Annotated in this window: 20 protein-coding genes; 10 read left to right on the top strand and 10 right to left on the bottom strand. The window is 70.4% G+C overall.

Going from position 1 to position 19,333, the window contains the following annotated elements; all coding sequences use genetic code 11:
- Nucleotides 1-25 precede the first annotated feature (25 nt).
- On the bottom strand, nucleotides 26-445 hold the full coding sequence (locus ABH933_RS02050) for a DUF6010 family protein (protein ID WP_429414476.1): 420 nt from the start codon (nucleotides 443-445) through the stop codon (nucleotides 26-28).
- Between the two features lie 142 nt (nucleotides 446-587).
- Between ABH933_RS02050 and ABH933_RS02055 the strand changes: the two genes are divergently transcribed.
- On the top strand, nucleotides 588-1,526 hold the full coding sequence (locus ABH933_RS02055; RefSeq protein WP_429414479.1) for a GlxA family transcriptional regulator: 939 nt from the start codon (nucleotides 588-590) through the stop codon (nucleotides 1,524-1,526).
- Between the two features lie 4 nt (nucleotides 1,527-1,530).
- Here ABH933_RS02055 and ABH933_RS02060 read toward each other — a convergent pair whose 3' ends face one another.
- Nucleotides 1,531-2,238 (bottom strand): SanA/YdcF family protein, encoded by a 708-nt coding sequence (locus ABH933_RS02060; RefSeq protein ID WP_215923703.1) that lies wholly within the window; start codon nucleotides 2,236-2,238, stop codon nucleotides 1,531-1,533.
- A 125-nt stretch (nucleotides 2,239-2,363) separates the two neighbouring features.
- On the opposite strand from ABH933_RS02060, the gene ABH933_RS02065 reads away from it, so the two are divergent.
- The 3 genes from ABH933_RS02065 to ABH933_RS02075 all read left to right on the top strand — a co-directional run bounded on the left by ABH933_RS02065 (nucleotide 2,364) and on the right by ABH933_RS02075 (nucleotide 4,879).
- Nucleotides 2,364-3,167: a nuclear transport factor 2 family protein gene (locus ABH933_RS02065; protein ID WP_215923702.1), complete on the top strand. Its 804-nt coding sequence runs from the start codon at nucleotides 2,364-2,366 to the stop codon at nucleotides 3,165-3,167.
- 225 nt (nucleotides 3,168-3,392) lie between these two features.
- Nucleotides 3,393-3,998 (top strand): MspA family porin, encoded by a 606-nt coding sequence (locus ABH933_RS02070; RefSeq protein WP_429414484.1) that lies wholly within the window; start codon nucleotides 3,393-3,395, stop codon nucleotides 3,996-3,998.
- 74 nt (nucleotides 3,999-4,072) lie between these two features.
- On the top strand, nucleotides 4,073-4,879 hold the full coding sequence (locus tag ABH933_RS02075) for an MspA family porin (RefSeq protein ID WP_429414487.1): 807 nt from the start codon (nucleotides 4,073-4,075) through the stop codon (nucleotides 4,877-4,879).
- Here the strand turns inward: ABH933_RS02075 and ABH933_RS02080 are convergent.
- Nucleotides 4,866-5,126 carry a hypothetical protein gene (locus tag ABH933_RS02080; protein ID WP_429454910.1) on the bottom strand — a complete coding sequence of 87 codons (261 nt, stop codon included), beginning with the start codon at nucleotides 5,124-5,126 and terminating at the stop codon, nucleotides 4,866-4,868. The two genes, ABH933_RS02075 and ABH933_RS02080, sit on opposite strands and share 14 nt — an antisense overlap.
- Nucleotides 5,127-5,898: 772 nt before the next feature.
- Here ABH933_RS02080 and ABH933_RS02085 point away from each other — a divergent pair.
- A complete protein-coding gene (locus tag ABH933_RS02085; protein ID WP_429414493.1) occupies nucleotides 5,899-7,641 on the top strand; it encodes an Eco57I restriction-modification methylase domain-containing protein in 1,743 nt (580 codons plus the stop codon).
- Here the strand turns inward: ABH933_RS02085 and ABH933_RS02090 are convergent.
- The 3 genes from ABH933_RS02090 to ABH933_RS02100 all read right to left on the bottom strand — a co-directional run bounded on the left by ABH933_RS02090 (nucleotide 7,638) and on the right by ABH933_RS02100 (nucleotide 9,214).
- A complete protein-coding gene (locus ABH933_RS02090; protein ID WP_429414496.1) occupies nucleotides 7,638-8,258 on the bottom strand; it encodes a TetR/AcrR family transcriptional regulator in 621 nt (206 codons plus the stop codon). The genes ABH933_RS02085 and ABH933_RS02090 overlap by 4 nt on opposite strands.
- Before the next feature lie 108 nt (nucleotides 8,259-8,366).
- Nucleotides 8,367-8,546, bottom strand: coding sequence for a hypothetical protein (locus ABH933_RS02095; RefSeq protein WP_215923696.1), 180 nt, complete (start codon nucleotides 8,544-8,546; stop codon nucleotides 8,367-8,369).
- 152 nt (nucleotides 8,547-8,698) lie between these two features.
- Nucleotides 8,699-9,214: a gamma carbonic anhydrase family protein gene (locus ABH933_RS02100; RefSeq protein ID WP_429414500.1), complete on the bottom strand. Its 516-nt coding sequence runs from the start codon at nucleotides 9,212-9,214 to the stop codon at nucleotides 8,699-8,701.
- A 163-nt stretch (nucleotides 9,215-9,377) separates the two neighbouring features.
- On the opposite strand from ABH933_RS02100, the gene ald reads away from it, so the two are divergent.
- Nucleotides 9,378-10,490 (top strand): alanine dehydrogenase, encoded by a 1,113-nt coding sequence (ald, locus tag ABH933_RS02105; RefSeq protein ID WP_429414503.1) that lies wholly within the window; start codon nucleotides 9,378-9,380, stop codon nucleotides 10,488-10,490.
- Nucleotides 10,491-10,515: 25 nt separating this feature from the next.
- Here the strand turns inward: ald and sigJ are convergent, their stop codons facing one another.
- A complete protein-coding gene (gene sigJ / locus ABH933_RS02110) occupies nucleotides 10,516-11,451 on the bottom strand; it encodes an RNA polymerase sigma factor SigJ (protein ID WP_429414506.1) in 936 nt (311 codons plus the stop codon).
- A gap of 477 nt (nucleotides 11,452-11,928) precedes the next feature.
- On the opposite strand from sigJ, the gene ABH933_RS02115 reads away from it, so the two are divergent.
- A complete protein-coding gene (locus tag ABH933_RS02115) occupies nucleotides 11,929-12,828 on the top strand; it encodes a cobalamin biosynthesis protein (protein ID WP_429415687.1) in 900 nt (299 codons plus the stop codon).
- A gap of 434 nt (nucleotides 12,829-13,262) precedes the next feature.
- Here the strand turns inward: ABH933_RS02115 and ABH933_RS02120 are convergent, their stop codons facing one another.
- On the bottom strand, nucleotides 13,263-14,834 hold the full coding sequence (locus ABH933_RS02120; RefSeq protein WP_429414509.1) for a cation:proton antiporter: 1,572 nt from the start codon (nucleotides 14,832-14,834) through the stop codon (nucleotides 13,263-13,265).
- A 45-nt stretch (nucleotides 14,835-14,879) separates the two neighbouring features.
- Between ABH933_RS02120 and ABH933_RS02125 the strand changes: the two genes are divergently transcribed.
- Nucleotides 14,880-15,014, top strand: a complete 135-nt coding sequence (locus ABH933_RS02125; protein WP_429414512.1) for a hypothetical protein — start codon at nucleotides 14,880-14,882, stop codon at nucleotides 15,012-15,014.
- 246 nt (nucleotides 15,015-15,260) lie between these two features.
- Here the strand turns inward: ABH933_RS02125 and ABH933_RS02130 are convergent, their stop codons facing one another.
- Nucleotides 15,261-16,205 (bottom strand): SURF1 family cytochrome oxidase biogenesis protein, encoded by a 945-nt coding sequence (locus ABH933_RS02130; RefSeq protein WP_429415690.1) that lies wholly within the window; start codon nucleotides 16,203-16,205, stop codon nucleotides 15,261-15,263.
- A 5-nt stretch (nucleotides 16,206-16,210) separates the two neighbouring features.
- Nucleotides 16,211-16,726, bottom strand: coding sequence for a low molecular weight protein-tyrosine-phosphatase (locus ABH933_RS02135; RefSeq protein ID WP_429414515.1), 516 nt, complete (start codon nucleotides 16,724-16,726; stop codon nucleotides 16,211-16,213).
- A gap of 44 nt (nucleotides 16,727-16,770) precedes the next feature.
- On the opposite strand from ABH933_RS02135, the gene cobC reads away from it, so the two are divergent.
- A complete protein-coding gene (gene cobC / locus ABH933_RS02140) occupies nucleotides 16,771-18,021 on the top strand; it encodes an Rv2231c family pyridoxal phosphate-dependent protein CobC (RefSeq protein WP_429414517.1) in 1,251 nt (416 codons plus the stop codon).
- A gap of 165 nt (nucleotides 18,022-18,186) precedes the next feature.
- A complete protein-coding gene (locus tag ABH933_RS02145; RefSeq protein WP_429414520.1) occupies nucleotides 18,187-19,317 on the top strand; it encodes a Nif3-like dinuclear metal center hexameric protein in 1,131 nt (376 codons plus the stop codon).
- The last annotated feature ends 16 nt before the right edge of the window (nucleotides 19,318-19,333 follow it).

Raw genomic sequence — 19,333 nt, forward strand, 5'->3', positions numbered from 1 at the left:
GCCGTCGCCGAGAGATGCCAGGTGATCAGGCGGTTTCCGGCTGCGCCCGGCGGGACCACCGGCGCGGGAAACCATCACCACGCAGGCCCGGTCCGCCGCGGATCGCCCACACCGCGATGACGGGATCGCAGATCGCGCATCCCAGCGAGGAATTGTGTGCGAAAGGCAGAATCGGATGTCCCTTCAGATAGTGCAGTAGATCCCACCCAGTGTGCAGTAGCCAGGCGACGCCGATCCAGCGCCACGATTCCAGGCCGCGGTAGGCGCAGTAGGTGATGACGGCGGTGAACGGAAGCTCCCAGACGCCGAACCCGCCGCCGCTGAGATAGGCGGCGCCGGCTCCGGCCACCATGACGGCATTGAACCGGCGCCGGTGCGGCTCGCGAATGAGGGAGTTCAGCAGCGCGTAGAGCATGCCGATCACGATCGGCGCGACGTAGGACATGGACGAAATCTCCTCGGGCAGTGGGTGTCCGGGCTCCGGTGCGAACCCACCGACGACGCTAGGTGCGCCGCTGGCCACCGCCCAGTGGCATTTTCGACAACCCCCAACGGAAAAACGCCAACCCCGGGGCTAGGCTCGGACCGTGCACACCGTGGCCGTCCTCGCGCTCGACGGGGTGATCCCGTTCGACCTGTCCACCCCGATCGAGGTGTTCTCCCGCACCCGGCTGGCCGACGGCCGTCCGGGGTATCGAATCCGGATCTGCGCGCGGCGTCCGGAGGTCGACGCCGGGCTGTTCACCCTGCGCGCGCCGTGGGGCCTGGACGGGCTGCGCGGCGCGGATACGGTCGTCGTTCCCGGCACCGCCGAGCCCGTGACCGCGCTGCCCGAGTCGGTGCGCGCGGCGCTGCTGGAGGCTGCCGCGGACGGTGCGAGGATCGCCTCGATCTGCTCGGGCACCTTCGCGCTGGCGGCCACCGGACTGCTGCACGGCCTGCGCGCCACCACGCACTGGGCCGCCGCGGATCTGCTGGCGGCGATGCATCCGGACATCGATGTCGATCCTGATGTGCTGTACGTCGACAACGGCCGGATCCTGACCTCCGCGGGCGCGGCGGCGGGACTCGACCTGTGCCTGCACATGATTCGCCGCGACTACGGTTCCGCGGTGGCGGCCGATGCGGCACGCCTGTCGGTGATGCCGCTGGAACGCGAAGGGGGACAGGCGCAATTCATCGTGCAGCCGCATCCGCCGGCCCCGCGGGGCGGGACGCTGGAGCCGACAATTCAATGGCTGCAGGACAATCTGGCGCAGGAGCTGACCGTCGGGATCATCGCCGCCCGGGCCGGGACCAGCCCGCGCACCCTCATCCGGCACTTTCGCGAGCAGACCGGTTCCACTCCGCTGCAGTGGGTGCGGCGGGCCCGCGTCCGGCGGGCTCAGCATCTGCTGGAGACGACCGATCACACCGTCGACCGTATCGCCGCCGTGGTGGGATTCGGTTCCCCCACCGCGTTCCGCGACGGCTTCAAGCGCACCACCGGCGTCAGCCCGCACGCCTATCGGCGCACCTTCCGCTGACGGGTTACCGATTCGCGGCCATCGCGTCGCGGACCGTGGTCTCCTGGCGGCCCAGGATCGGATCGGGTTGCACCACAATCGAATAGATCGCCTTGGTGGCCGCGAGCTGGTCGCGCACCCAGCATTTGTCGTAGGTCAGGTTGTGCGCCTGGGTGTGGTCGCCGACCGCGGTGGTCTCGAGGCCGACCGAGCGGCACAGTGCGACGGTGCGCGGGACGCTGAAGTCCTGGGTGACAACGATCGCCCGGCGTACACCGAAGATGCGGTATGCCCGCGAACAGGAGTCGTAGGTGTCGAAGCCCGCGTAGTCGACGGCGAGCTTGTCGGCGGGCACTCCCTTGCCGACGAGGTACTTGCGCATGGCATCGGGCTCGTCGTAGTCCCGGTGGCCGTAGTCGCCGGACAGCAGCAGCGCCTTCACCTTGCCCGCCCGCAGCAGGTCCGCACCAAGGTCGAGCCGGGCGGCGACATAGGGGGAGGGCCGCCCGTCCGGGTAGATCTCCGCGCCCAGCACCAGTGCCACGTCCGAGGACGGCACGGTCGCCGTGGAGTACTCCAGGCCGTGCGCGCGATATCGGATCCATCCGATCGAGGCGCCGGCCACCACCACCGCCGCGAGCGCGGCCACCGCCGCGATGCTCAGCAGTCGTCTCGGCCGCAGCCATGACTTCGTGCGAGTTCCCGCCCCCGCCGGCGCTGTACGCAGACCCATGGCCGCCAGTCTGCCCGATTGCCGGGCCCGAGAGGTAATGAATTTACACTCGTTCACCCCACACGAAATAGAACAGGTTATAGGTTGGTTCATGGGCTTGTCGCCCCACGTCACGAAGGGAAATGATGTCCGCCAACGCATCCGCCGCCGAACTCCTGGCCACCGTCGAGGCGTCGCCTCGGGCCGTGGCCGCACACGACCGCGCCGCCTGGGTGGGATTGTTCGCGCCCGGCGCCACCGTCGAGGATCCGGTCGGATCGCGCCCGCATACCGGGCGGGCGGCGATCGAGCGCTTCTACGACACGTTCATCGGGCCCAACGGCATCGCGTTCTTCGTCGAGAACGATGTGGTGTGCGGGATGACCGTCTACCGGGATCTGGATATCGAGACCACCATGTCCACCGGTGTCACGCTGCGGGTGCCGATGCATCTGCGGTACGACGTCGAGCGGGTGGGGGGCGAGCTGAAAATCGTTACCTTGCACGCGCATTGGGAGCTTCCGACGATGATCGCGCAGCTGCTCGGCGCCGGCCCGCGGGGATTGGCCGCGGGGGCGAAGCTGACCCCGCAGCTGCTGGGCAATCAGGGAGTGGGCGGCGCCCTGGGTTTCGCGCGCGGATTCGTGCGGGTCGGCCCGGCAGGGCGGCGGAAGGCGACCGAGCTGCTGCAGCAGGCCGCGCGCGGCAATGCCCGGGCCGTGCGCGCGGCGCTGGCGCCGGGGGCGGTGCTGGAATGGCCCGCGGGAACGGTGGTGGACGCGGAGGAGTTCGTCGCGCGGGCCGCCGGGGCCGAGGCCGGCAAGACCCTTGTCGCCGGGCGCTACGTGACAATCTCGGTGGAGGCGGGCCAGGCGCGCCGCGGCATCGTGGAAATCATGATGGCGCGCGGCGGGCAGATCGCGGCCGCGCGCGCATTTCTCGCCGAATAGCGGACCGGAGGGTCGGCTATTCTCGCCGGATGGAACGGAGTATTCTCCGGTCAATTCTGTACACGGCTATGACCTGGCATCCTGTTCCGGAAAGCCATCGATTCGATCCCGCTCACCGCGAATTCCCGGCTGATTCACAGCTGACGCTTACCTAGATCAACGAGCGTAGGCTGCGTTTGCCCTGGCATATGGATTTTTGCCAGTCGTCCGACTGATGAAGGAAATATGAATCTGGTTACCGGAGCCGGTCGTTGGCTCACGCGCGGAGGGGCGGGGCTGGCCGTGGTGCTGCTCGGATGTGGCGCAGCGCATGCGGATACCGTGGTACCGCTACCCAACGGCAGACAAGCCCTGACGACCGCGACTGGAATTCCGGTCGATTTCAGCCGCACCGGCGAACAGGCCGTCATCTCCCCGTCGATCGCCTTCAACGGACTCTCGCGCACCGCCAGCATGTCCGCCACCGTCTTCGCCACTGTCCCGGGTGCCACCGGCGGTCAGCTGGTCACCGGATATCTGGTGGGCTGCCAGGTCGACCTGTCCGGCGGGCTCTCGCTCGGCGGAGATATGTATGTGAGCCCCAGCAGCGCGACGCCGGAGATCGTGCCCAGCATCAACCTGGTGCCCGGCGCCGTGGCACAGGTCAAGTTCGACACCAAGAAGATCGACCCCAAGGCGGGCGCGATCGGCGTCGAATATCACGACCGCGGCGTGCAGGTCGGCGGGTGTGCGGGATATGCGCAGGCACGTGCTTACAGCACGCTGACCGTCACCAACGACCGCGGCACCGCCGAGGTGACCCTCTACGGCCAGCCGTTCAGTATCGGGTGATCGCGATGGGGACGAGATTTGCTATGAACGCCGGCGCCGCAAAGATATTCGGCCCGCAGGAGAGGAACCGTGCCGTGCGAGGTGCGCTGGGGAGTGCGATCGTGGCGGGCGCGTGCGTGCCGCTGCTGCTCGTCGCGGGGACGGCCGACGCGGACACGCGCGTGCCGCTGCCCGACGGCCATGCCGGGTACACCACCCACGACGGGGTGCAGGTGCACGTCGACCGAACCGGGGAGAGCGCGACGATCTCCGGATCGATGGCCGCGAGCCCGCTCTCGCGCAACGCGTGGGTCTCGGCGGTGTCGACGGTGAATGCCAAGGCGCCGGCGAACATCAAGGTCACCGGCGGGCACATCGAGACCGGCTACCTCGTCGGTTGCCAGATCGATCTCGGGTCCGGTGTGCACGCCAACGCCAGCGGGGATTCCTCCGGGCAGAACAACAACTCGCAGAACGGCAACGGCGACGGCGGCGGGGATCAGGGCGGCGGTAACGACGCCGTCGGCAACGGCAACGGCGGTGGGGGCGGCGGAGGCGGGGGTGGCAACGGCAACGGCGGTGGGGGCGGCGGCGGTGGTGGCGGCGGCGGACTGACGGTCGGCACCGGGTACAGCGGTGTGACCTTCAACGGTTCGACCCCGACGCCGTACACGGACCCATCGATGTCGATCACGCTCAAGCCGGGCCAGGTGGCCACCAAGCAGATCCAGGTCTACAACTTCACCGGGACCTCCGGCACCAATCAGTTTGTCGACCACACGATCTCGATCGATGGCTGCGCCGGATACGCCGAGGCCCGCTCGTACACCACGATCGTCATCCAGGACAACGTCATGGACTCCACGCAGACGCTCTGGGGCAAGCCCTTCAGCCTCGGCTGAGCCGTGGCGCCTCGGCCGGGTCGACGGCCCGGTCGAGGCGAGGGCCGTCCGGTGCGGCGCGGAGCCCCAGGACGGCGTCGTGCAGGTACCGCGCGGCCGGCCTGCGCCGCATGATCTCCCGGCCCGCGGCGCCACGGACGGCTCGGGCCGTGGGATCGGCGAGATAGCGCAGACACGTCTCGACGATCCGGTCGTACCCGGTGAAGACGACCGCATCGGAGAATTCCGCGGTCTCGTCGTCGTTCACGCAGTCCTCGGACACCACGAAGATGCCATTGGCCAGCAGGTACGAGACCCGGACGATTTCGAAGACCCGCAGGTCGTAGTTGGATGTTCAGGACTATTTTCGCCCGCGCGTACAGCGCGTCCCGGGATGCGCCGTAGACGTTGCTGACCGCCCGGGCGTTCACCCCGGCCTTACGCAGTCGCTCGATCGGCGCGCGCCGTCTGTCGTTGGGCTCGCCGACGAACAGCACATCGATGTCCTGCACCGGGGCCGCCGGGATTCGCTCCAACTCCGGCACGCTGCCGATCGGCACGTGCTGGACGTTCCGCACGCCCGCCGCCGCGAGCGCCGCGACGTTGTACCGGCTGTAATCCCAGACGGTGTGGCGGCGGAACAGCGCCAGCAATTCGTCCTGCGCCCACTTCGATCCCGGCACGATCTGCTCGAGGTTGTAGAGAATGGCGTCGTCCGGAACCTCCAGGTCCCACCACGACAGCGTGTTGCTGCCGAATACGATGTGCCGCCGGTTGGGGATTCGCAGGTCGTCGGACAGGATGCTGACGTGGCCCAGGTGCAGCAGCGCGGCATGAACGGTCTCGGCCACCTCGCGAAATGCCTCCCGGTACCGGTACGACGCCGGCGGCGCGATCGTGACGACGAACCTCATCCGGTCGGTGGGCGGCGGCAATTCGGGCTCGCTTTCGGCTGACATGCCAGCATCTGTGGCTCCACTCGGCAGCGTATCGGCTCGTCACCCGGACTTCGCGGGCTGTCCCGGGCAGAATGTGCCGGTATGGACGGCCGGGGCGGGCGCGCGGCGGACCGGCGGGTGAGTGCGGCCGCCGGGGCAGGGGTGCGCAAGCGGCACGGCAGGCATTACACCCCGGTCCGGCTCGCCGAGTTCCTCGCCGAGCGGATGCTGGAACACGTTGTGCCGCACGGACGGCTGCGGATCCTGGATCCCGCGTGTGGCGACGGTGAACTGCTGCTGGCGGTGCATCGGGCCGCCGCGCGGCGATTTCCCGGGATTGCGCTGTGCCTGACCGGATACGACCTCGATCCCGAGGCGGTGGCCGTGGCGCGCGAGCGCTCGGCCGGGCTGTCCGTCGACTGGCGCGTCGGAGACTTCCTGTGTGCGGCATCGGAACTGGAGGAGCACTCCTTCGATGCGGTCATCACCAATCCGCCCTATGTCCGTACCCAGCAGCTGGGCGCGGCGACCGCCCGGATGCTCAGCACCCGGTTCGGCCTGCGGGGGCGGATCGATCTGACCCACCCCTTCGTGGCCAGTGTTCCCCGGCTGCTGCGGCCGGGCGGCGTACTGGGCCTGTTGTGTGCCAACCGCTTTCTGACCACGAGGGCGGGTGCCAATCTGCGCGCCCTGCTGCGCGCCGAGCTGGCCCCGGTCGAACTCTACGATCTCGGTGACACCAAGCTGTTCGAGGCGGCGGTGCTGCCCGCGGTCACCGTCGCGGTGCGGGCGCCGCTGCGCGTCCCCTGTCGCTACGTCTCCGCCTACGAGGCCGACGGCGAACCCGGCTGCGGGACGGATCTTTTCGCGGCGCTGTCGGCGGCGCGGGACTGCTCGGTGCGGCACGACGGCCGCCACATCGTGATCGAGACGGGCCTGCTCGACCCCGGTGAGTTCCCCGGGCCGGGCGGATCTCCCGGTGACGCGGGGGGTTCCGCGCCGGGCGGCGAATCGGTGGTGGATCCCGCGACTCCGTGGCGGATGTCCCGGCCCGGGATCGACGCCTGGCTGCGCCAGGTTCGCGCGGGCACCTGGCGGACGTTCGGCGAGGTGGCGCGAATCCGCGTGGGCATCAAGACGACCGCGGACCGGGTGTTCATCTCCGACGACTGGGAGCGGCGGCGGCCGCGGCCGGAATCGGAGCTGCTGTTCGATCTGCTGACCCACCACGACCTCGCGCCGTGGCGGATCACGCGGGCGCATCCGACCCGGGTGCTGTACCCCTACGACGTGAACCGGCAGCGGCGCACCCCGGTGGACCTGGCCGAATTCCCCGCGGCCGCGGCCTATCTCGCCGAGCACAAGGACGCGCTGGCCGCCCGCGACTACGTGACCATGGGCGGGCGGGAATGGTTCGAGATCTGGGTGCCGCAGCGACCGCATCTGTGGCGGCATCCCAAGCTGGTCTTTCCCGATATCAGTGTCGCGCCGCGCTTTGCGCTGGATCGGAGCGGAGCGATCGTCAACGGCGACTGCTATTGGATGTCGCTTCCCGACATCGGCAGCGATGCGCTCGCCTATCTGCTGATGGGGGTGGCGAATTCGGCGCTGGGGCTGCGCTTCTACGATGCGGTGTGCGGCAACCGGCTCTATGCGGGGCGGCGGCGGTGGATCACGCAATACGTTGCGCGGCTACCGGTTCCGGATCCTTCGTCCTCGTCCGCTGTCGCCTTGGCGGCGTGGGTGCGTGCCTGCGTGGACGCCGGTGTCGATCCGGACCAACGGGTCCTCGACGAGCGGGTGAATGCGGCATTCGGCGTCGGCGCGGACCTGCCGGCGCCCTAGCGCCGGTGCCCGCGCAGCATCGGTAGCAGTGTGCTGCGGGCGAATTCGCGCGCGGCGTGCTCGTCGCCGAGTGGGATCAGGCCGTCGGGGGTCAACGCCAGGGATTGCGCCAGCCGCGCCATGACCTCCGCGACCAGCTCGGCGTCGAAGTCCAACTCGTCGTTGACCTTCTGCAGGCCGCGCAGCTTGTCGGCCAGATAGGCGCGACCGACCGCCAGCACCGGCCCCGCCTCGATGGTCAGCCGCGGCAGGATCAGCTCGGGTTCGGTGCGCAGCAGCCGCTGCAACAGTTCGTTGCGCGCCAGCGCGGTGATGAAGACGACGAAGATCTCGACCAGCTGATCCTCGTTGTCGGCGATGTCCTGTACGCGCCGGTCGATATCGGCGATGAACTGCTGAGCCTCCCGCACGCCGACCGCCTCGACCAGCTCGTTCTTCGACTCGAAGCGCCGGTACAGGGTGGCCGGGCTGATGCCCGCGCGCCGGGCGATCTCGCCCATGCTGGTGCGTTTGATGCCGAAGTCCAGGAATGCGGACAGGGCGCTCTCGAGCAGCTGCTCGCCGTCGGCCCGCGGCTTCTCCAGGATCCGCGCCAGGATGGGGGGTACAGACGGCATCGGGACTCCAGTCGATCGGTGGGGGCTGCGTTCGATGGGGGACGGCGGAATGGATGGAGAGTCATTGTCTCACCGGCCGCGCACCACCACGGCGACCGTCCCGCCCACTCAGCGCAGGTTCAGCGCCGCCATCTCTCGCTCGATCGCATTGGCAGCGAAATCTATTCCACTGGAGCGCAATTCGTGAACACGGCGCTGCAGCGCCTCGATGCCCCCCGGTTGTGCGGCAATATCGGCCACACTGATTCGCCCCGTGGGTCGGTGCATACCGTTCTGCTCGTACGACACCGTGAAACCTCCTTGCCCAACGCTCGCGTGCCGCCCCCGGAACGGAATTGCCGTGTCCCGCCTGCCGACTCGGCTCCGCGGGCCGGACCACGGGCACGCTGGGACGATGCTAGCAAGAGTTCTCCGCACGGTCCCGGCGTGTGTGTGATGTGTCACACCGGGATGCCGTCGCGGTGCACGGCCAGATTGTTCAGATAGACCGCGGCATTGAGGCGAATCCGGTCCAGCTCGGCCTCGCCCAGCTCGCGCCGGACCTTGCCGGGCACGCCGGCGACCAGCGAGCCGGGCGGAATCTGGGCGTTCTCGGGGATCAGGGCGTTGGCCGCGATCAGGCTGCCGGCACCGATCACCGCGCCGTTCAGGACGGTGGCGCCCATACCGACCAGCACGTCGTCGCCGACCGTGCAGCCGTGCAGGATCGCGTTGTGCCCCACCGAGACTCCGGCGCCGACCGTGAGCGGGAAGCCGGGGTCGGCGTGCAGCACGCAGCCGTCCTGAATGTTGGTCCGCGCGCCGATCGTGATGTCCTCCAGGTCGCCGCGCAGCACCGCCGAGTACCAGATGCCGACCTGCTCACCGAGGCGCACCCGCCCGATCACCGTCGCGTTCGGCGCGATCCACGCCGACTCGTCGACCTGCGGACTGTGCTCACCCAGTTGAATCATCATGATCGTCAACCTACCCGCGCCCCGGTCGTACGCCGTACGGACGCCTCGGGAAGCTGTCCACTGTGGTGAGGATTGCGGTCGCGCAGTTGCCTTCTGGTAGCCAATCTGCGAATCGCGGGCGTGGATCGTGGCGTGTGGGTGGGTGGTGGACGACGATGGCGGTATGAGAATCGGGGTGCCGCGCGAGATCAAACCACAGGAGCGCCGGGTCGCACTGACTCCGGCGGGTGCGGGCGAGCTGAGCAGGTACGGGCACAAGGTGCTCGTCGAGACCGGCGCGGGGGAGGGATCCGGATTCCCGGACGCCGAATATCTCGCCGCCGGTGCACGGATAGTGCCCTCGGCCGACGAGGCCTGGCGCGAGGGCGAACTGGTGCTGAAGGTGAAAGAGCCCATCGCACCGGAATATTCGCGGATGCGGGCAGGACAGGTACTGTTCACCTATCTGCACCTGGCCGCGTCCCGGGAGTGCACCGAGGCAGTCCTGCGCTCGGGGATCACCGCGGTCGCCTACGAGACCGTGCGCGGTCCCGCCGGATCGCTGCCGCTGCTGGCGCCGATGAGCGAGGTCGCGGGCAAGCTCGGCGTCCAGGCCGGCGCGCATCATCTGATGTCCCCGAACGGTGGCTCCGGGGTGCTGCTCGGCGGTGTGCCGGGAGTTCGCCCGGCCGAGGTGGTGGTGCTCGGCGGCGGCGTCGCGGGCTCCAACGCCGCGGCCGTCGCGGTCGGGATGGGTGCGCACGTCACGGTGCTCGACACGAATCTGGTGCGGCTGCGCGAGCTCGATGCCCGCTTCGGTGGCCGGCTGACCACCGTCGGATCCAATACCGCCGAGGTCGAACGGGCGGTGCTCGCCGCGGATCTGGTGATCGGATCCGTACTGGTGCCGGGCGCACGGGCGCCGCAACTGGTGCCCGACAGCCTGGTGGCCCGGATGCGGCCCGGTTCGGTGCTGGTCGATATCGCCATCGACCAGGGCGGATGCTTTCAGAGCTCGCATCCCACCACGCACGACAACCCCACCTTCCGCGTGGCCGACGTGCTGTTCTACTGCGTGGCCAATATGCCCGGCGCGGTGCCGTACACGGCGACCGTGGCGCTCACCAACGCCACCCTGCCGTACGTCCGCGCGATCGCCGATCACGGCTGGCGCGCGGCGTGCCGCTCCCACCCGGGCCTGGGCCACGGGCTGACTGCCGATGCGGGACACCTGTTGTCGGCCGAGGTCGCGCAGGCACACGGGCTCGTCGCGATCGGCGGGCCGTCCGGGGCGTGAGGAAGCCGGGAGCCCGACCCAGCCGTCACAGGTACCAGTCCGGCTCACCCTCTGTCGGCAGATTGCGCAGCTTGTCGGGATTACGAACGGCGTTGATCGCGGTGATGCTGCCGTTGTCGATGGTGAACGAGAACACGCCGGTGTGTGTGCCGTCGAAGACCAGCAGCCCGGGGGTGCCGTTGACCTCCACCATGCGGCCCCACGCGCCCGCACCGGCGCGGTACCAGCCCAGGAACATCTTGGCGATGAGCTCGGCGCCGCGCACCGGCTGGCGGATGGCGGGCACCTTGCCGCCGCCGTCGGCGGTGAGCAGGACGTTCTCGTCCAGGACGCCGAGCAGGGCGCTCAGGTCGCCCGAGCGCCACGCCAGCGCGAACGCCGAGACCACCTTCTTCTGCTCGTCGTGGCTGGCCGGGAAGCGCGGGGTGCCCTGCTCGACGTGTTTGCGGGCGCGCGAGGCCAGCTGGCGCACCGCCGCCGGGGTGCGGCCCACCACCTCGGCCACCTCGGGTCCGGACATGCCGAAGACGTCCTGCAGGACGAAGGCCGTGCGTTCGGCCGGGGTCAGCGATTCCAGCACCACCAGCAGGGCGGTCGTCACCCGCTCGTCCTGGGTGATGCGGTCGGCGGGATCGTCGATGGTGGTGACCTCCGGCTCGGGCAGCCATTCGCCGACGTACTGCTCACGGCGGGCGCGCGCCGAACCCAGCTGATCCAGGGCCAGCCGGCCCGTCACGGTGGACAGCCAGGCGCGCAGATTGTCGATTCGCTCACCGGGGGAACGATTTTCGTGCCATCGCTGCAGCCGCAGCCACGCGTCCTGCACCACGTCGTCGGCATCGGTGAGACTGCCCAGCGTGCTGTATGCCAGCCGCCGCAGATACGGCCGATGCTCCTCGAACCGGCGCGCCAGCTCCGCGCGGTCGATCCCATCGACATCGTCGGGGTTATCGGTAGTCACTGCCAGCATCCCTAACGTCCGTCGCACACCTGTGGTGAGCCTATCGGCCTACTCCGACAGGAACTCACCGCGGCCGGTGCTCGCGCGTTCGACCCGCTGGATTCGACCCGCCGGACTCGGCTCGCTCGACTCGCCGGATCCGGCGGACTCGACTCGCCGGACTCGACTCGCCGGACCCGTCTCGCCGGACCCGTCCCGCCGGACCCGTCCCGCCGGGACGGGCCTGCCGGACTCGGCCCGCTGGATTCGACCAACTGGGCCCGGACTGTCGGACCCGGCCGCCGAGCCGGGCCCGCTGCACCTGTCGGGCATGGCCTGCTGGGTCCGGTCCGGCGGACTGGGCCCGCCGGATCGGACCGGCGGTGATTGCGGCGGACAGGGAGTACCGGTGGAGTCGGTCGTCCGGGTTACCCTCGCTCGGTGAGTACGCGGTGGTCGACGGCAGTGGGGCTGGTGCTGGGGTTTGCGCTGGACCGGATGCTCGGGGATCCGCGGCGGTGGCATCCGGTGGCCGGATTCGGTTCGGCCGCTGCGGCGTTGGAGTCGCGGACGTATCGCGCGAGCCGGGGTGCGGGAGTGATGCACGAGGCGGTGCTTGTCGGCGGAACGGTCCTGGTCGGCGTCGTGGCGCAGCGGGCGGGCTCCGCGCGGGGTGGCGATGCGGCGGCGCGGTTCGTCGCCTCGGCCGCGCTGACCGCGCTGGCCACCTGGACGGTGCTCGGCGGGACGACGCTGGCGCGGACCGGACGGGAGATGGCGGATCGGCTCGAGGCGGGCGATGTGGACGGGGCGCGGGCGCTGCTGCCGTCGCTGTGCGGGCGCGATCCCGAGGTACTCGATGCGGACGGATTGGCCCGTGCCGCAGTCGAATCCATCGCCGAGAACACCTCCGACGCGACCGTGGCGCCGCTGGTGTGGGGTGCGATCGCCGGCATTCCTGGCCTGCTGGGCTACCGCGCGGTGAACACGCTGGACGCGATGATCGGCTACCGCAACGAGCGCTACCGCGACTTCGGCTGGGCCGCCGCCCGGACCGACGACCTGGCCAATATGCTCCCGGCCCGGCTCAGTGGCGCACTGACCGCGGCGCTGGCCCCGCTCGCCGGTGGCAGCCCCGCGGCCTCGCTGCGCGCCTGGCGCCGCGATGCCGGAAAGCATCCGAGTCCCAATGCGGGCGTGGCGGAGTCGGCGATGGCCGGTGCGCTCGGCATCACCCTGGGCGGACGCACGGAGTACCGGCACGGCATCGAGATCCGCCCCACCCTCGGCGACGGTCCCGCGCCCCACGTCGCCGATCTGCGCCGCGCCGTGCGCCTGTCCGCGGCCGTTCAATGCGCCGCGGCGTGTACAGCGGCAGCCGCAGCCCTCGCCTTCTGACAGCGGCGTCGCATCGGCCGACGCGAGTACGCCGGTGTCATGCCCGACAGGTACCTGGCCGGACCACCGCCGCAATGTCGTGCGGCGCTGCGTCGGCGTCCGCGGTTCGGTGGTCGAGGGGAGCGGCAAATACGCGTATTGATTCCGTCCGGATGTAAACCTGGCCGTGTTACATCGGCATAAACTCCCAGTTGTCGGCGGTAATCCGCCGCCGGGAAAGCGGGGATTCGATGGGGAAAGTTCTCGATGCGGTACTGCTGGTGGTGTGGGCGGCCATATTCCTCGGGCTGTGCATCGGCGCCCCCGGGGTGGGTGTGTTTCTCACCGCGTGGGGCGGCATCGTGATCCTGGGGTTCTACAACTCCTATGTCCGCCACGATCGGGGCGCCGACCGGCGGGGACCGATCCTGGGACGGCCGATGAATCACACGCAGTCACTGCGAGCCGCCTGGCGCCAGCCGCTCGAACCAGAGCGATGCCGAGCGGAAGTAGCGGCGGCCCGTGGCGGTCGGACCGCGTGAAAGAGCGTGCGGCCCAAGCGGATCGGTCCGGAACAGCGCGGCGACGACGGCCGTGGCCGCGGGCTCGGCCAGCACCAGCACCTCATCGCCGCTGCGCAGCCGGGTCTCCGGGGTGACGGTCACCAACCGGCCGCGCCGGATGATCACGCTCACCCAGAGATCCTCCGAGGACAGTCCCGCGACCGTGGCGCCGTCGGCGGTCGAACCCGCCGCCACGGTGAACCGGTGCAGGCTCTCGGGCTCCTCCTCGAATCGCGCATTCATGGTCCAGGGCCGCGGATTCACCGTCCGCAGCGGCAGCCCGAGCCGCTGCGCGAGGATCGGCACGGCACTGCCCTGCACGACGACCGAGAAGGCCACCACCACGAAGATGATCTCGTAGGCCCGCTGGGCGTCCGGCACCCCGGCGTGCACGATGAAGCTGCCCAGCAGGATCGGCACCGCGCCCTTGAGCCCGGTCCACAGGACGAACAGCCGCTCGCCGCGCTCGAGCCGGATGCGCCAGGTCAGCGCGCCGACCAGCAGGGGGCGAATCGCCACGATCAGCAGTATCGCCAGGCCCAGCCCGATCCACCAGGCGCCGCCCTGCACGACCCCGTGCGGTCCGGTCACCTGAATGGTGAAGCCCAGCATGACGAATGCGACGATCTCGCCCAGATTGGCCAGCGCCGAATGGAATCGCTCGATCTCCGCGCGATAGGGCGCGCGCTGCCCCCCGATCACCACGCCCGCGACCAGCACGGCGAGAAATCCGGATCCGTGCGCCAGCGTGGTGGCGGCGTAGATTGCCATGGCGCACATCAGAACTCGGAGCGAATACATCCCGGCCGCGGGCAGCGGTACCCGCCGCATGAACCACAGCAGCCCGAGCCCGCCCACCAGGCCCACCACCGCGCCGACCACGATCTGCACGGCGAACCCGGTGGCCACCGCCCCGACCGACCGCATATCGACCCGCGTCGCGGTGAGCAGCACGACCAGCAGCGCGATCCCGACGGGGTCGTTGGCCCCGGACTCGCCCTGCAGCAAAACCCCACTGCGGCCGCCGATCTCGCGACGGCCCAGCACCGAGAACACCACCGCCGGATCCGTCGGCGACAGTGCCGTGCCCAGCAGCAGCGCGATCCGCCAGCCCAGGCCGAACAGGGTGTGCGCGGCCAGCGCCAGCGCCACGGCCGTCGCCAGCGTTCCGGCCACGCCGATCCACGCGATCGCGCCGGCGTTCGCCCGGAACTGCCGCCAGCCGATCTGCATGCCGCCGTCGAACAGGATCACCACCAGCGCGACCGTGACCACCTGCTCGACGGCATCGAACGGAATGGTCTCGAGGCTGGGCCAGATATCGGAGGCCAGTGCCGCCCCCACCAGGAACAGTGCCGACACGGGTACCGGAACCCATCGCCCCAGCCGATTGGACAGCACGGCCGCCAGGCCCACGAGGGCGGCGATGAGGACGGCGGCGGCGAACGGCGATACCGCGCTCATCGCGACCGCGCCAATGCGGCGGGTACCGGACCCGAACGAGATCCGATGGCGGAGAACGGAATCGATCGAGGTGGTGGGGATAAGGGCATGGAAAAACCTCGTGACATGGACGATGAAATCGTCGACCAGACTTCCCGACCCGCCTGGCACAACTTTAACGGTTCATTGACGTTTGGCTGATCATTTTTCGGGAACGAGCGGCGGGGACTCGATGCCGAGTGTTTGCTAGCGCTGAACAGCCCTGGCGTAGTGGTTATCCCGGGTCTCCCTCACGCACGGCCTGAGCCACGACGCCGACTCCAAGGCGCGAGGGCGCCGATCGGCTCGACGGCCGGCCGACTCCGAATGCCGGTGCGGGCCATGCGATGTCGGGCTCGACCGGTCGGCCGGCGAAGGAGCCGCTGTTCCGGCCGAGGTTCTGCCGGATCAGCGACGGGCCCCGCCGTAACGATCGGCGAGGCGGTCGGCGTTGGTCCGAGGCGGTGGCGTCGGGGTCGCCGCGGCGGGTTCCGGGGGCTGGTCCGTGGGGGCCGGTTCGGGGACGCCGTCCGTGGAATCGGTTGCGGCGTAGGCGGGTTCGGCCGGGACCGGAGTCGAGGGCGTCTCGCTCGTCCCGCGTTCGCGTCGGCGCTCGCGAATCTCGGCGTAGACGAAGTAGCCGAGGCCGAGCGGGGCCATGACGCCGAATGCGATCCACTGCAGGCCATAGGACAGGTACGGTCCGGCGTCGAGTTGCGGCAGCGCCTCGGGGGTGAACGCGCCCGGCTGGCCGTCGCCCAGCTGCACGTAACCGCCCGGGCCGCCGGTCGGAATACCGCTCAGCGGGGTGCCGAGCACGGTCGAGAGCTGGGTGGTGTCGATGGAATACACCTGCCGGTAGCCGTTCTCGGTCATCGGCTCCTTGCCGGGAATCGTGCCCTCGGACTTGCGCACGCGACCCTCGATCCGCACCGCGCCCGGCGGCGCAGCGGTGACCACCGGCAGATGTGCGCCGTCGGGGGCCCCGAGCAGGCCGCGATCGACCAGCAGGGTGCGGCCGTCGGGCAGCCGGAACTCCGTCAGGACGCCGTATGCGGGTTTGTCGTCGAGGCGCTGCAGCCGCTGCAGCACCGTCGAGCCGGGCACGTAGCTGCCCTCGGCGGTGACGCGCCGCCACTCGGTGTCCTTGGCGTTCGGGGTGTTCAGCAGCGTGGTGACCTCGACGGGCGCGGCGCGGACCGAATCGGCGATCAGGTTGTTGCGGTGCGAGGTCGAGATGTTCTTGCCCAGCTGCCATGGCGCGAGCACCGTGAAGCAGAGGTACGCGAAGGCGGCCACGACGATGGCCAGAATCGCCCAGCTGGGTCGCAGCAGGAAGGTCAGCCGGCGCAGCACGCTCATTGCGGTTCGCCCTGTCGCCGTGGCGCCTCGCGCGGTTCACCGAGCTGGTCGTGCACCCAGTCGAGCAGTCCCGGGACGGCGGCCTCGATCTCCTCGCGGACCCGCTCGAAGTCCCGATCGTCGCCGTAGTACGGATCCTCGACGTCGGTGGTCGAGGCGTCCGGGTCGAAGCTGCGCAGCAGGCGGCGGCGCGCGGCCGGTACGCCGTTGCGGGTCAGGTAGCGGTCGTGCCCGCGATCGAGGCCGACGACCATATCGGCCCGGAGGTGGTCGGGCCCGGCGACCGCCGCCACATGCCCGGTCGGATAGCCGTGCCGCGCCAGGACCGCGGTGGTGCGGGGATCCGCATCCTCGCCGGCATGCCAGGGCGTGGTTCCGGCGCTGCTCACGCGCACCCGATCCGAGAGCCCGGCCCGCTCGACGGACGCGGCGAAGATCTTCTCGGCCATCGGCGACCGGCAGATGTTCCCGGTGCAGATGAATGTCACGTGCAGCTCGCCCACAATAGCCATTGTGTCGGTTCGCTGCCTGCGGTGGCCACGTAGGGTGGACGGCTGTGCCCGAGGACACCATGGCCACACCCGAGCCGCAGTCGCCGACGAGCCCCTCACCAGGGCTTCTGTCGGCGCGCGCCGGAGCATGGGACGCCGGGAGCGAGGGGCCGCACGTGCCCTCGGGAACCGATGCCGGTCCCGCGCGCTCGACGGTCGCCGGATCGGACGCTGCCGCCGAGACCGCCGAAGGAGGGTACGGAGCGCTAGGCGGTGCGGGTGATCCAGGTGAGGTGGATCCGGCGAAGCTTCGGCATCACGGAGACGTGGACGCGCGCCCCGGGATGCTGGACTTCGCGGTCAACGTGCAGGGCAGCGGGCCGCCCGGATGGTTGCGCGCGCGGCTGGCGGCGAGGCTGGGGGAGCTGGGGCGCTATCCGGGGCAGGAGCAGGAGGCCGCCGCCCGGTCGGCGGTCGCGGCGCGTCATGGGCGCACCCCGCAGGAGGTGCTGCTGCTGGCCGGGGCCGCCGAGGGGTTCGCGATGCTGCCGCGACTGGCCGCGGGGCTTGCCGCGGTCGTCCATCCCTCGTTCACCGAACCGGAGCTGGCGCTTCGCGAGGCCGGGGTGGCGGTGACCCGGGTGGTGTTGCCCGAGCCGTACGAACTCGATCCCGCGTTGATTCCCGAGGCGGCGGACCTGGTGGTGCTGGGCAATCCGACGAATCCGACGTCGGTGCTGCACCCCGCGCGGACGATTCGCGCGCTGCGGCGGCCCGGGCGCCTCGTCGTGGTCGACGAGGCATTCGCCGACGCCGTGCCCGGCGAGCCCGAATCGCTTGCGGCACAGCCGTTCGAGGACGTGCTGGTGCTGCGCAGCCTCACCAAGACCTGGGCGCTGGCCGGACTGCGCTGCGGATACTTCCTCGGACCGCCGGCGCTGCTGGCCCGGCTGGGGCACGGCCGCGCGCACTGGCCGCTGGGCACCCTGCAGCTGGAGGCGATCGCGGCGACGGCGCATCCGGACGCGGTCGCCGAATCACACGCTCGCGCACGGGATATCGCCGCCGACCGGGCCGAAATGATCCCGCGCCTGCGTGCGCTGGGCATCGCGGTGCACGAACCCGCCCGCGCCCCGTTCGTCCTGATCCGCGTCCCGGACGCCGAACTGCTCCGCAAGCGCCTCGCCGAGACCGGCATCGCGGTCCGCCGCGGCGACACCTTCCCCGGTTTGGGCCCCGGCCACCTGCGCCTAGCGGTCCGCCCCCCAGCCGAGGTCGACCGGCTCATCGCTGCCCTGCGCGAAGTCGGGCTGTGATCCGGGCGTGGGCCCGAAACCCCTTGCGGCAGTGGGCGAGCAGGCGTGGATGCCGAGACGATATCAGGCATTCGGGCGGTACGGGACGATGGATGATGAGCGCCCGGCGAGGCCGTGTTGGATGGGCGATGAGTCGGGGATGACCGGAGTCGAGGAGGTATCGCGGTGACGCAGGTGCGGTTGGGAGAGCTGATCGGGGTGCTGGACGGCGCCTATCCGCCGCGGCTGGCCGAGAAGTGGGATTCGGTGGGGCTGGTGTGCGGCGATCCGGGGGAGACGGTGACGCGGGTGCTGTTCGCGGTCGACGCGACGGCCGCGGTCGTGGACGAGGCGATCGACTGGGGCGCACAGGCTTTGGTGGTGCACCATCCGCTGCTGTTGCGCGGGGTCGACACCGTCGCCGCCGATACGCCGAAGGGTGCACTGCTGCACCGGCTCGTCCGCAACGGGTGCGCGCTGTTCACCGCGCACACCAACGCGGACTCCGCGGATCCCGGCGTCTCCGATGCCCTCGCGCAGGCGCTGGGGCTGCGCGTCACCGGCCCGCTCGAGTCGAAATCCGCCGCGGCCGTGGATCTCTGGTCCGTCAACGTGCCGCCCGCGGACGCGGACGCGGTGCTGGCGGCCCTGTTCGCGGCCGGGGCGGGCGCTAGCGGCGACTATCGCGAATGCGGCTGGCGGATGCCGGGCGTCGAGCAGTTCCGCCCGCTGCCGGGCGCCGAACCGGCGATCGGGACGATCGGTGCGCTCGAGCGAGTGAGCGAGGAGCGGATTGAGGTCGTGGCGCCGCCGTCGGCCCGGGCCGCGATGCTCGCGGCGTTGCGGTCCGCGCATCCGTTCGAGGAACCGGCTTATCACGTCACCGAGCGGGCGAGCCTGCCGACCGGTCTGGGCCTGGGCCGGGTCGGCGAGCTGCCGGAGCCGGAAACGCTGCGCCGCTTCACCGCTCGCGTGCGCGCCGCGCTGCCCGCCACCGCCTGGGGGGTGCGCGCGGCGGGCGATCCCGACCGGCGGATCGCCTCGGTCGCGGTCTGCGGCGGCGCGGGAGATTCCTTTCTGGGCGCCGTATCCCGGCTCGGTGTGGACGCCTACGTGACCGCGGATCTGCGCCACCACCCCGCCGACGAACATCTGCGTGCGGGCGGCCCGGCGCTGATAGACGCGGCCCACTGGGCCACCGAGTACCCGTGGTGCGCCCAGGCCGCGGGTGTGGTGAAGGCGGCGCTGCCGGGGCTCGAGACTCGGGTCAGCGCGTTGCGCACCGACCCCTGGACCGTGGGCGCCGCGGACGACTGAACGGGCGCCCCGGCCC

The sequence above is a fragment of the Nocardia sp. GP40 genome (genome assembly GCF_050434125.1).
In the GTDB taxonomy this organism is placed as follows: domain Bacteria; phylum Actinomycetota; class Actinomycetes; order Mycobacteriales; family Mycobacteriaceae; genus Nocardia; species Nocardia albiluteola.